This window comes from Streptomyces sp. Q2, from assembly GCF_056820935.1.
Window position 1 is genome coordinate 19,162 of record NZ_JBXEJE010000009.1, and the last position, 12,485, is coordinate 31,646.

Annotated in this window: 8 protein-coding genes and 1 pseudogene; 7 read left to right on the forward strand and 2 right to left on the reverse strand. The window is 70.1% G+C overall.

All coding sequences use genetic code 11. The annotated features are described in order from the left end of the window. Nucleotides 1–42 precede the first annotated feature (42 nt). The 6 genes and pseudogenes from ACWBNA_RS11590 to ACWBNA_RS11615 form a co-directional block, all read left to right on the forward strand. Nucleotides 43–300: pseudogene (locus ACWBNA_RS11590) on the forward strand (ADP-ribosylglycohydrolase family protein); the annotation flags it as partial. Between the two features lie 230 nt (nt 301–530). Next, a complete protein-coding gene (locus ACWBNA_RS11595) occupies nt 531–1,823 on the forward strand; it encodes an LCP family protein (RefSeq protein ID WP_482704204.1) in 1,293 nt (430 codons plus the stop codon). Nucleotides 1,824–2,054: 231 nt separating this feature from the next. Beyond that, on the forward strand, nt 2,055–3,797 hold the full coding sequence (locus ACWBNA_RS11600; protein WP_482704205.1) for an LCP family protein: 1,743 nt from the start codon (nt 2,055–2,057) through the stop codon (nt 3,795–3,797). Between the two features lie 76 nt (nt 3,798–3,873). Next, on the forward strand, nt 3,874–5,571 hold the full coding sequence (locus ACWBNA_RS11605) for an LCP family protein (protein ID WP_482704206.1): 1,698 nt from the start codon (nt 3,874–3,876) through the stop codon (nt 5,569–5,571). A 113-nt stretch (nt 5,572–5,684) separates the two neighbouring features. Further along, entirely contained in the window at nt 5,685–7,379 is a 1,695-nt protein-coding gene (locus tag ACWBNA_RS11610) for an LCP family protein (RefSeq protein ID WP_482704207.1), read from the forward strand. 81 nt (nt 7,380–7,460) lie between these two features. Next, entirely contained in the window at nt 7,461–9,068 is a 1,608-nt protein-coding gene (locus tag ACWBNA_RS11615) for an LCP family protein (RefSeq protein WP_482704388.1), read from the forward strand. Between the two features lie 30 nt (nt 9,069–9,098). On the opposite strand, the gene ACWBNA_RS11620 is transcribed toward ACWBNA_RS11615, so the two are convergent. After that, nucleotides 9,099–10,142: a glycosyltransferase family 2 protein gene (locus ACWBNA_RS11620; RefSeq protein WP_482704208.1), complete on the reverse strand. Its 1,044-nt coding sequence runs from the start codon at nt 10,140–10,142 to the stop codon at nt 9,099–9,101. A gap of 157 nt (nt 10,143–10,299) precedes the next feature. Here ACWBNA_RS11620 and ACWBNA_RS11625 point away from each other — a divergent pair, with 157 nt between their 5' ends. Continuing rightward, entirely contained in the window at nt 10,300–11,754 is a 1,455-nt protein-coding gene (locus ACWBNA_RS11625; RefSeq protein WP_482704209.1) for an LCP family protein, read from the forward strand. An 85-nt stretch (nt 11,755–11,839) separates the two neighbouring features. On the opposite strand, the gene ACWBNA_RS11630 is transcribed toward ACWBNA_RS11625, so the two are convergent. Then, complete coding sequence (locus ACWBNA_RS11630; RefSeq protein WP_482704210.1) at nt 11,840–12,397, reverse strand: acyl-CoA thioesterase; 558 nt, start codon at nt 12,395–12,397, stop codon at nt 11,840–11,842. Nucleotides 12,398–12,485 lie beyond the last annotated feature (88 nt).

Here is a 12,485-nt window from a genome sequence, read left to right on the forward strand (position 1 = left end):
ACGTCTCAGGCACCCCCACGTCGCCGCCGACCTGCCCGGTCGACGGCGGCCAGAGGCCTGGGGAACTACGAGCAGGCGTTCTGGACGACCGCGCGGGTCGGCGGCGACGTGGACACGACCTGCGCCATCGTGGGCAAAGTGATCGCCTCCGGCAAAGCGGGAGCGCCGCCGACCGCGTGGGCCGATCACACGGAGGCCCTGCCCGGCAGCTGCGCCGACCCCGGGGCTCCGCCCCAGGACCCCCGGCCTTCGTCCGCCCCGCCACCCGATTCGGTCGGTCGAAAGGTGACCGCCACCTGAGGGCTCCGCCCACCGACCCCCGGCCGTCGCCCACCGACCCCCGGCGTTCGCTCCCCCCACCGCCCGCCCCGGTCGGTCAAGAAGTGATCCCCGCGCCGAGCCGCCGCTCATCCCCCGTTCGGCCCCCTCCACCCGCCCCCCGGCCCCTCATCCACGCCATGGTCGTAGGAGCAACTCGCACGACACGCTCGTACGCCATGACTCGTTCGCCATGAGGGGTGGATTCCGACGTGACCGACACCGCCGGCGCTCCCTTCGCGCCCTCCGGACCGCTCGGGCCGGGGGCGGGGGCCTCGGCGACCGGTGCGGGGCTGACACGGCGGCGGCGGCGGCGGTGTCTGCGCGGGGCCGGGGTGGCGGTCACGGTCCTGGTGCTGGCGGCCGGCGGGACCGGGTGGGCGGTCTACGCGAAGCTGAACGGGAACATCACGTCCGACAACGCGGCGGCGGAGGAGCTGGCGCGGTACGAGAGGGACCGGCCCACCTCGCTGGTGCGGGGGGCGCAGAACATCCTGGTGATCGGATCGGACTCGCGGGCCGGGGGCCGGAACCGGCGGTACGGCCGGGACTCGGGGACCGAGCGGTCCGACACCACCATCCTGTTGCACCTGGCCGCGGCGCGGGACCGGGCCACCGCGGTGTCGCTGCCCCGGGATCTCATGGTGGACGTGCCGAGTTGCGCCAGGCGTGGCGGCGGTCGTACCGAGCCCATGTTCGCGATGTTCAACTACGCCTTCCAGGTGGGGGGTTCGGCCTGCACGATCCGGACCGTGGAGCGGCTGACGGACATCCGGGTGGACCATCACGTGGTCGTCGACTTCCACGGGTTCAAGGACATGGTCGACGCGGTCGACGGCGTCGAGGTGTGCCTGGCCGAGCCGATCCGGGACAAGGCGGCCAAACTGAGGCTCCCGGCGGGGCGGGTGACGCTCAACGGTGAGCAGGCCCTCGGGTATGTGCGGGCCCGCAAGTCGCTGGGCAACGGCAGCGACACCGACCGGATGGACCGCCAGCAGCGGTTCCTCGGGGCGTTGGTCAACAAGGTGCAGAGCAACGACGTCCTGCTGAATCCGGTGAAGCTCTATCCGGTGCTGGACGCGGCGACTTCCGCGCTCACGACCGACCCGGATCTGGCGAGCCTGCGCGGTCTGTACGAACTCGTGCGCGGGCTGCGCGACATCCCCACCGAACGTGTGCAATTCCTTACGGTTCCGAGGGAGTCGTACGTCTACAACGCCAATCGCGACCAGCTTGTGGAACCCGAGGCGGAAAAGCTGTTCGAGCGGCTGCGCTCGGACGCACCCGTGGAGGTGGCGCGGAACACGCCTCGGAACTCGCCGGAATCGGCGAAGTCGACGACCAAAAGCCGCAATTCCACCGAGAATGACGGGGAAAGCGGCGAGAGCGCGGGCGAGGAGAGGGACGCCGGGGTGGGCGATGAGCAGCACGGTGAGCCCTCCGCGGCCAATTCACCCGCGCCGACGTTCCGGGGGAACACGGCGGCCGAGGACACGTGCGAGTAAAGCGTTTGCCAAGGTGGCGAACTACTGACCGAGCAAATGGGCGTATTGCCCGGTTGTAGGGAAGTGGAATTCATCACCGGCGTCGCTCGGAGGCGAACAAGGCGGTTAGTGTGAGCGACCCGGTGCATCCGGCCATAGGTCCGTCCTGGGGTCGAGCACTGTGTGACCGAGACCCGAGCGCCTTTGGAGGGGAAAGGCGCCGCGTGGCCCCGACGGAGGGTTCAGACAACCGTGGACGCGCAAGGCCGTGGGCGGGCGGACGACATCGACCCCGCAGACCAGTGGGTACTCAACCCGAGCACCGGCGAATACGAACTGCGACTGACCCCTTCCGCACCGCAATCGCCGCGGTCGGCTGTTCCCGGGCCGCGTAGAGCGGCCGCCGAGAGAGCGGGCGCCATGGCGCGCGGTCGCACGGCGGCCCCGCCTGCTCCCGCCCCCGGCCGTGAGGTGCCGCCGCCGCGCAGACGGCGGGGCGTGCCCGAGGAGCCGTTGCCGGGCCGGCGCGGGCGCCGGCCGGGGAAGAGGAAGTCCAAGGCGAAGAAGGTCCTGCTGTGGACCGGCGGCACGATGGCGTTCGTGCTGGTGGCCGCGGCGGGTGCCGGATACCTCTACATCGAGCACCTGAACGGCAACATCACGTCCGTCGCCGACGACGGCGCGAGCACCGGTGGTTTCCAGAAGGACAGGGCCATCAACATCCTGGTGATCGGCACGGACAAGCGCACCGGCTCGGGCAACGAGGGCTACGGCGACTCCGGCAGCGTCGGCCACGCGGACACCACGATCCTGCTGCACGTCTCCAAGGACCGCTCCAACGCGACCGCGCTGAGCATCCCGCGCGACCTGATCGTCGACGTCCCGGACTGCCCGACCACCCAGAAGGACGGCTCGCAGGAGGTCATCGACGGCACGTCCGACGTCCGGTTCAACACCAGCCTGGGCCAGGACGACCGTACGCCCAGCTGCACCATGCGGACCGTCACCGAGCTGACCGGGATCACCCCCGACAACTTCATCGTCGCCGACTTCAACGCGGTCAAGACGCTGACCACGGCGGTCGGCGGCGTCGACGTGTGTCTCGCCAAGGACATCAAGGACCCGGACTCGCACCTCGACCTGAAGAAGGGGACGCAGCACATCTCGGGCGAGACGGCGCTCGCGTTCGTGCGCACCCGGCACGCGGTCGGGTTCGGCGGCGACCTGAGCCGGATCACGCTGCAGCAGCAGTTCCTCAGCGCGCTGATGCGCAAGCTGAAGTCCAACGACACGCTGACCAACCCCGCGAAGATGATCAAGCTGGCCGAGGCCGGGACGAAGGCGCTGACCGTCGACTCCAAGCTGGACAGCATCAACAAGCTGAAGGACCTGGGTCTGGAGCTGGGCAAGCTCAACGTCAAGAACCTGACGTTCACCACGGTTCCGGTGATCGACAACCCGGCGGAGAAGGTCAAGGCGACCGTCGTAATCAACCCGTCGTCGGCCCCCCAGGTCTTCGACATGATCAAGAACGACGTGTCGTTCACCGAGGTCAAGGCGCAGAAGAAGAAGGAGGCCGCCGCGGTCGCCGCCCGTCTCAAGGGCACCAAGGCGGACGCGTCCGAGGTGCGGGTGCGCATCTTCAACGGCGGTGCGGAGGCCGGCAGCGCGCAGACCGAGCTCGAGTACCTGCAGAACGAAGAGGGCGTGCTGAAGTCCGAGAACGCGGGCAACGCGGATACCGAGCTGAGCAAGACCACGCTCGAGTACGCTCCCGATCAGGCCGACGAGGCACGTCGGCTGGCCGACATCATGGGCCTTTCCGGTTCGGCGATGAAGCCGGGCAAGAGCGTGACCAACTCCCAGGGTCTGCCGACGATGACCCTGACCCTGGGCAAGGACTTCAAGGGCGCGGGCGAGTCGCTCACCACTCCGACGAAGGCGCCGGAGGGGGTTCAGCAGTCCACCGCGGACAAGGTCGAGTGCGCCAAGTGACCTGACGGGCCTGCCTTACGTCTCACAGGGCGAAGAGGCAGGCCCGTTCGATGGCGCGAGGGTGGGGAGACAGGGGATGACGCACAGCAGTGTGCACGGGGAGGGGACGCGACCGGGCGTCCGGCACGCGAGTGGGGCGGAGCGGGAGGGCGGCCGTCGTGGGGACGACGGCGACGGCTCCGGCAGACCCGGCGGTTTCTCGGGGGGCGGCCACGGCGGGCGGCGCAGCCGACGACGGGCCAAGGCCAAGCACCGGGTGCTCCGATGGTCCGCGTCGACCGTCGCGGTGCTGATACTGGGGACAGCGGGCGCCGGATACCTCTACTACCAGCACCTCAACGGCAACATCGAGAAGGGCGAGCGCAGCGGCGGCGACTCCAAGGCGCGCAAGACCGAGCCGAACGCCGACGGGCAGACGCCGCTGAACATCCTGCTGCTCGGCTCGGACAGCCGTGCCTCCGACGCGAACGTTGCGCTCGGCGGCGGCAAGGACACCCGGGGCAACCCGCCGCTGGCCGACGTACAGATGCTGATCCACCTCTCCGCGGACCGCAAGAGCGCCGCGGTGGTGAGCATTCCGCGTGACACCCGGGTCGACATCCCGGCGTGCAAGGACCCCGACACCGGCAAGACGTACCCGGCGACCAACGAGATCATCAACACGACGCTGGGCCGCGGCGGGGCCGGCTGCACGCTGACCACCTGGGAGAACCTCACCGGGGTCTACATCGACCACTGGATGACGATCGACTTCGCGGGCGTGGTGAGCATGGCGGACGCCATCGGCGGCGTCGAGGTCTGTGTGAACCAGAACGTGTGGGACCGCCCGCTCCCGGGCGTGCCCGGCGGTTCCGGCCTGAAGATGAAGGCCGGCACGAAGAAGGTCGAGGGCAAGCAGGCCCTGGAGTGGCTGCGCACCCGGCACGCCTGGGGCAGCGACCCGCTGCGGGCCCGGGCCCAGCACATGTACATGAACTCGATGATCCGCACGCTGAAGGACCAGAACGTCTTCACCGACGGCGGCCGGCTGATGGACCTGGCCGAGGCGGCCACCAACTCCCTGAAGGTCTCGGAGGAGATCGGCACGGTCAAGAAGTTGTACGACCTCGGCATGCAGCTCAAGACGGTGCCGACGGACCGCATCACCATGACGACGATGCCGACCATCCAGGACAACGAGAACGAGAACCACCTGCTGCCGGACGGCGCCGACGCCGAGAAGATGTGGGCGATGCTCCGCGACGACGTGCCCTTCGACACCAAGGGCACGGCGGGCGGCAAGGACGCGGAGACGGACGCCGGCACAGCGAACCAGCTCAGCACGGCCGGCGCCGCGAAGACCACCGACGACCCCGCCGCGGCGAAGGACCAGATCGGTGTCCTGGTGCAGAACGCGACGCGGTCCACGGCCCTCGGCCCGGTCAGCGGCCGGGCGGGCGAGATCGCCCAGGCACTCGTGGGCCAGGGGTTCGCCAAGGCGACGAAGGACACCTCGACGGCGCTCGCCGAGGCGCGGACCGTCGTGCGCTACCCGAGCGCCGAACTGGCGGGCGACGCCCAGGCGGTGGCCAAGTCCCTGGGGATTCCGGTGAGTTCGGTGCAGAAGTCGACGGACGTCTCCGGTGTCACCGTCGTCGTCGGCGCCGACTGGCGTTCCGGCACGACCTATCCGAAGCAGAAGACGCCTCAGGCCGGGGACCTGCCGAGCAACGCCGACGCCCTCAACGGGGAGGCCAAGAAGTGCATGGACGTGTACAAGCCGTACCGTTGGTAGTGCCCTGCGCTGTTCGAAGAAAGCGGGGAAAGTTCACTCGCCGCCGAACCGTGCAGATAGTGTGAGCGGTCCAGTGGGGAAGGCGCTTGCCCTGACGGAGGATTCGGACAACCTTGGACGCACCAGGCCGTGAGCGGGCGGAGCACGTCGACCCCGCAGACCAGTGGGTACTCAATCCGAACAGCGGCGAATACGAACTGCGGCTGACGCCCTCCGCGCCGCGCCGGGCCGTTCCCCAGCCCCGTGGGGGCCATACGGCGCCCCCGGCTGCCCCGGGCCGCGAGGTCCCGCCCCCGCGCAGGCGGGGGCCGGTCCCCGAGGAACCGCTGCCGGGGCGGCGCGGCCGTCGCCCGGTCAAGAAGAAGTCCAAGGCGAAGAAGGCCCTGTTGTGGACCGGCGGCGGCATGGCGTTCGTCCTGGTCGCCACCGCGGGCGCCGGCTACTTCTACCTCAAGCACCTTGAGGGCAACGTCAAGACGACGGACGTCGGCGACGCGGGCGCGAGCAGTTTCCGCAAGGACGAGGCCTTCAACGTCCTCGTCATCGGCACCGACAAGCGCACCGGCGAGGGCAACGAGGGCTACGGCGACGCCGGCAGCCTCGGCCACGCCGACACCACGATCCTGCTGCACGTCTCCAAGGACCGCTCCAACGCGACCGCGCTGAGCATCCCGCGCGACCTGATCGTGAACATCCCGGAGTGTCCGGCCGCGAAGGACGACGGCACCGAGGTGACCGTGCAGCCCCAGCAGGGCGTCCGCTTCAACAAGAGCCTCGGCGAGAGCGGCCGGGACCCGGGCTGCACCATGCGGACGGTGAAGGACGCCACCGGCATCCAGCCGGACCACTTCATGATGGCCGACTTCAACGCGGTCAAGACGCTGACCACGGCGGTGGACGGCGTCGACGTGTGCGTGACGAAGGCCGTGAACGACAAGGAGTCGAAGCTCGTCCTGCCCAAGGGCGAGTCCACGATCGAGGGCGAGAAGGCCCTCGCCTTCCTGCGTACCCGGCACAGCTTCGGCAACCAGGGCGACCTGGACCGCATCAAGGTGCAGCAGCAGTTCCTGGGTTCGCTGATGCGCAAGATGTCCTCCAGCGACACCCTCACCAACCCCAAGAAGCTGCTGAAGTTGGCCGAGGCGGCCACCAGCGCGCTCACCGTGGACTCCGCGATCGGCAAGGTCAACACGCTCAAGGACATAGCCCTGGAGCTGAAGAAGGTGCCCCCCAAGAACATCACCTTCGCCACGATCCCGGTGGTGGACAACCCCACCGAGAAGATCAAGGCGACGGTGATCGTCGACAAGACCAGGGCGCCCCAGGTCTTCGACATGATCAAGAACGATGTGTCGTTCACCGAGGTCAAGGCGCAACAGAAGAAGGAGGCCGCCGCGGTCGCCGCCCGCCTCAAGGGCACCAAGGCGGACGCCTCCCAGGTGCGGGTCCAGATCCTCAACGGCGGTGCCGCGGCCGGCAGTGCGCAGAAGCAGCTGGACTGGCTGCAGAACAGCGCGGGCGTCATCAAGTCGGAGAACGCGGGCAACGCGGACGCCGACCAGGCGAAGACAACCATCGAGTACGCGCCGGACCAGGCCGACCAGGCCCGCCGGCTGGCCGACATCATGGGCCTGTCGGGCTCGGCGATGAAGCCGGGCGAGAGCGTGACCAACTCCCAGGGCCAGCCGACGATGACGTTGATCCTGGGCAAGGACTTCAAGGGCGCGGGTGTGAAGCTCAACGGCGCCTCGGCAAGGACGCCGGACGTGGAGAAGTCCACGGCCGACAAGGTCCAGTGCGCGAGTTGACGGCTGTTGTGCGTTAGTTGACGAAACAGAGCAACCTGACGGGCCCGTCGTATGTCTCCTGGACGTACGGCGGGCCGCGCCATGGCGCGAGGGCGGGATGGTCGGGGAGGACTCGAAGTGACGCGGAACAGTGTTCGGGATGTCGGACCAGTCGCCGAGAAGGTCGGCGTCGGCGACAGCCGGCCCGGCGGACGCCGCTCACCACGGGCGCACCGGCTGCTGCGCTGGTCCGCCACGACCCTGGCCGTGCTGATGCTGGGCTCGGCCACCGCCGGTTACCTCTACTACCGGCACCTGAACGGCAACATCAAGAAGGACGAGCTCAACCTCGGCGACAACAAGGTCGCCGAGCCGACGCCGAACGCCGCCGGCCAGACCCCGCTGAACATCCTGCTCATCGGCTCCGACGCCCGCGACACCGCGGAGAACCAGCAACTCGGCGGCGCCCGGGAGACGTTCGGCTCGACGCCGCTGGCGGACGTGCAGATGCTGGTGCACCTGTCCGCCGACCGCTCCAACATGTCGGTCGTCAGCATGCCCCGCGACACCCTCGTGAAGATCCCGAAGTGCACCGACCCGGACGACGACGAGGTGTACCCGGCGAGCGACGGCCGCGTCATGACCAACCGGAGCCTCGGCCACGGCGGTCCCGGCTGCACGGTGGCCACCTGGCAGGAGCTCACCGGCATCCACATAGACCACTTCGTGATGGTCGACTTCGCGGGCGTGGTGTCCATGGCGGACGCCGTCGGCGGGGTCCCGGTCTGTGTGGACGCCAACATCCTCTCGCGCGACAGCCAGGGCCACGGCTCCGGTCTGAAGCTGGAGAAGGGCACCACCGCGGTGAAGGGCGAGCAGGCCCTGCAGTGGCTGCGGACGCGTTACGGCTTCGAGGACGGCAGCGACCTCGCCCGCGCCAAGGCCCAGCACATGTACATGAACTCGATGGTCCGCACCCTGCGCGAGAACGCCACCCTGAGCAGCCCGAACAAGCTCCGCAAGCTCGCCGAGGAGGCCACCGGGGCCCTCACGGTCGACGAGGGCCTCGACACCGTCAAGAAGCTCTACGACCTCAGCGACGAGCTGCGCAGGGTGGAGCCGGAGCGCATCACCATGACCACGATGCCCAACCGGTACGTCGGCGCCCGCGTGGAGCCGACGGAGGACGCCGAGCAGCTGTTCCGCCTCGTCCGGGAGGACATCGCGCTGGACGGCAAGGACAAGGAGAAGGCGAGTCCGGCCCCCTCGGTGACCGCCTCCGGCGAACCGGCCGCCGCCGACGACGAGATCGGGATCCTGGTCGTCAACGGCACCCGCACCGACACGCTCCGCGCGGCGTCCGGACGCGCGAGCACGGTGACCGATCTGCTCGCCGAGAAGGGCTTCACCAAGGCGGCCGCGGACACCACGTCGGCGCTGAGCGAGGACCGTACGGTCGTCCGCTACCCGAGCGCCGAACTGCGGGGCGACGCCGAGCGGGTCGCCAAGTCCCTCGGGATCCCGGCGAGTTCGGTGGAGCGGTCGACGGACGTCTCCGGGGTCACGCTCGTCGTGGGCGCGGACTGGCGTGAGGGCACGACGTACAAGGCGCCCGAGGAGGACGACACGACCCCGGAGTCCGCCGAGGCGCTCAACGGCGCCGACGAGGACGCCTGCATGCACGTGAACCCGGGGTTCACCTGGTCCTGAGCCGCATTCCGGCCCGGTCCCGAGCTCGTGTCAGGGGGTCAGCTCGCCGGCGTCCGCGTGGACCGCGGGGCGCCGGCTCGCGATCACCTTGCGGGCCAGCGAGCGCGGGCTGGTCAGAAAGCCCCAGCCCCACGACATGTGCATGGTGGCGAGGGCCACGGGGATCTGCAGCCGTGCCTTCAGCGGCAGCCCCTTGCCCGCGGGGACGGACCCGAGGACGATCGCCGCGAGGTAGCCGCCGGGGACGACGAGGGCCCACGGGCTGACCAGGGCGCCGAGGACGATGCCCGCGCCGATCGCGCACACCGCGGTCGGCGGGGCGAGGTAGCGCAGGTTGATGGAGCCCTCGTGGTAGCGGGCGACGACGTGCCGCCAGCGGCCGTAGTCCTTGTACTGCTTCGCCAGGGCCCGCACGCTCGGCCGGGGCCGGTACGACACCTTCAGCTCGGGCGAGAACCAGATGAGTCCGCCCGCCTCCCGGATCCGGAAGTTCAGCTCCCAGTCCTGGGCGCGGATGAACTCCACGTTGTACCCGCCCTGCTGCTCCAGCGCCTCGCGCCGGAACACCCCGAGGTACACCGTCTCGGCCTCGCCGGCCTGCCCGCCGGTGTGGAAGGAGGCGTTGCCCACGCCGATCTTCGAGGTCATGGCGGCGGCGACCGCGTGCTCCCAGTCGTTCTCGCCCTCGGCGTGCATGATGCCGCCGACGTTCTGTGCGCCGGTCTCCTCCAGGAGCCGTACGGCGGTGGTGATGTAGTTCGGCGAGAGCATCCCGTGGCCGTCGACGCGCACGACGACCGGATGCCGCGAAGCCTTGATCGCGGCGTTCAGCGCGGCCGGCGTACGACCGGTCGGGTTCGGCACGGTGTGCACGCGGGGGTCTTCACGGACGAGCTCGGCCGCGATCTCGTCCGTACGGTCCGTGGACGGACCGAGGGCGATCACGACCTCCATCTCGCCGGCGTACTCCTGCGCGAGGATCGCTTGGACGGCTCCGCGCAGATGCCGCTCCTCGTTGAGGACGGGCATGATCACGGACACGGCGAGGAGCTGCACGTCGGGCTTGGCGTTCATAGGGCTCAAACGTTACCGCGAATGGGGGACACCGGTGCGCCCCGCCCGGGGCGGTGCACCGGGCCGCAGATCGTATCGGCCTACGGTGCTCACGATCCCACGTACGGCCCCGAGTCCGGCCCGATCCGCCGGACCGGCCCCAGCGGAGGTGTCCCCCATGCCCACGCCGCCCCGCTCCCCCGCCGACCGACCCCGGCGCCGCCCGCAGCCACCGCGGCCCCCCGTACGACGGAAAAAGCCGCGCTGGGCCACGCGGGCGGTGACGACCCTCTCCGTGGTGGTACTCGCCGCGGCCGGGATCGGCCACGCGGCGGTCACCGGCCTCGACGCGGACATCGCGCGGGTCGACGCCTTCAAGGACATGAAGAACCGTCCGAGAGCGGGCCACGGCATGAACGTCCTGCTCGTCGGCACGGACGGCCGCGACAAGATCACCAAGGCCGAGCGGCGGAAGTACCGGCTCGGCGGCGCCCCCTGCCGCTGCACGGACACGATGATGATCGTGCACATCTCGGAGGACCGGGAGCGGGCGAGCGTGGTGAGCCTGCCGCGCGACTCGTACGCCGTGACGCCCGCACACACCGACCGGACGACGGGCAGACGGCACCGCGGACACCCGATCAAGATCAACGCGGCGTACGCGGAGGGCGGCCCGCAGCTGACCGTGCGGACCGTCGAGAGCATGACCCGCGTGAAGATCGACCACTACCTGGAGGTCGACTTCACCAGCTTCATGAAGACGGTGGACGTGCTCGGCGGGGTCGAGATCTGCACCACCGAGCCGCTGAAGGACACCTACACGGGTCTCGACCTCCCGCCCGGCAGCCACACCATCCGGGGCGGCCAGGCCCTGCAGTACGTCCGCTCCCGCCACGTCGACGGCGCCTCCGACCTCGGCCGGATGCAGCGCCAGCAGCGCTTCATGGCCGCCGTGATCGACCGCGCCACGTCCTCCGGGATCCTGCTGAACCCGATGAAGTTCCGGGACATCACCCGGGCCGTGCTGGGCTCCGTACGGGCCGACAAGGGCTTCGGCACGCACGAGCTGCTCGACCTCGGCCGGGCGATGCGCAGCTTCTCCCCGTCCTCCTCCGAGTTCACCACCGTGCCGATCGGGCAGATGGGATACGCCGTCAAGGGCGTCGGATCCACGCTCAAATGGGACGCCCGCAAGGCCCGCCGACTCTTCCGGTCCCTGCGCGAGGACAGGCCGCTGACCGTGCGCAAGCAGCGGAGCGAGGCCCTTCGCGTGGACGTCGCCCCCCAGCAGATCCGCGTCCAGGTGGAGAACGGCACCGCCACGGCCGGTCTCGGCAAGCGCGTGGACGCCGCGCTGGCGGCGACCGGGTTCCGCACGACGCGACTGCCGGTCAACGCGGCCGACCGCACGGTGAAGCGCACGGTCGTCGCCTACGACCCCCGCTGGGACCGCTCCGCGAAGTCCCTCGCGGCCGCGCTGCCGGGCAGCGAGCTGCGGGCCGTGAAGGGGCTCGGGGCGACTCTGAAGGTGATCGCCGGGACGGACTTCCGGGAGGTGCGCAGGGTGCGGGCGGTGGATCCGGCGCAGGGGACGCTCGGGGTGATGCGGGGCGACGAGGCGCTGTGCCCGTAGGGGCGTCGGTCATCGGCCTCGGCGGCACGCTGTCCTACGCCTCGCCCGGCGGTCGTGGACGGCCCCGGCGGGGGTGGGGCAGCGTTCAGTCCTCGAAGCCCTCCGCCGCCCGGCGCTCCCGGAGCTCCATGATCGCGCGGCGGCGGGCGAGCCGGTGGGTGCGGCGGATCTGGGCCTCCTGGCAGCGCCGCTTGTCGCGCTCGGTCTCCGGGAACACCGGTGGCACCCGGCGCGGCCTGCCGTCGGCGTCGACGGCGGCGAAGACGAGGTAGGCGGAGCCGACCTGGGTGGCCGGGTTCGACTCGTTCCACCGCTCGGCCAGCACCCGCACCCCGACCTCCATGGAGGTCCGGCCGGTCCAGTTGACCTGGGCCTTCACATGAACGAGGTCGCCGACCCGGACCGGCTCCAGGAACGCCATCTCGTCCATGGACGCCGTGACGGCGGGCCCGCCGCTGTGCCGGCCGGTCACGGCACCGGCCGCGTCGTCGACCAGCTTCATGATCACTCCGCCGTGCACGGTGCCCAGGAGGTTCGTGTCGGCGTTGGTCATGATGTGGCTGAGCGTGGTCCGGGACGCCGAGGTCGGCTTGCCCGGGATATCCGGAGTCTCCGATTCCGCGGCGGAGGCCTGTTCTGTCATGGCCTCCACCTTATGCCGCGGTGACAACCCGGGATTTTGTGTCAGCTTCGCAACAGCAGTGCCCTTATTTTCCGACGAACCTTGTAAG

What these genes read in the sequence shown, in the direction of transcription:
- ACWBNA_RS11630 (WP_482704210.1), bottom strand. Translation starts at nt 12,397, where the DNA reads ATGACAGAACAGGCCTCCGCCGCGGAATCGGAGACTCCGGATATCCCG.
- ACWBNA_RS11605 (WP_482704206.1), top strand. Translation starts at nt 3,874, where the DNA reads ATGACGCACAGCAGTGTGCACGGGGAGGGGACGCGACCGGGCGTCCGG.
- ACWBNA_RS11625 (WP_482704209.1), top strand. Translation starts at nt 10,300, where the DNA reads ATGCCCACGCCGCCCCGCTCCCCCGCCGACCGACCCCGGCGCCGCCCG.
- ACWBNA_RS11615 (WP_482704388.1), top strand. Translation starts at nt 7,461, where the DNA reads ATGGCGCGAGGGCGGGATGGTCGGGGAGGACTCGAAGTGACGCGGAAC.
- ACWBNA_RS11620 (WP_482704208.1), bottom strand. Translation starts at nt 10,142, where the DNA reads ATGAACGCCAAGCCCGACGTGCAGCTCCTCGCCGTGTCCGTGATCATG.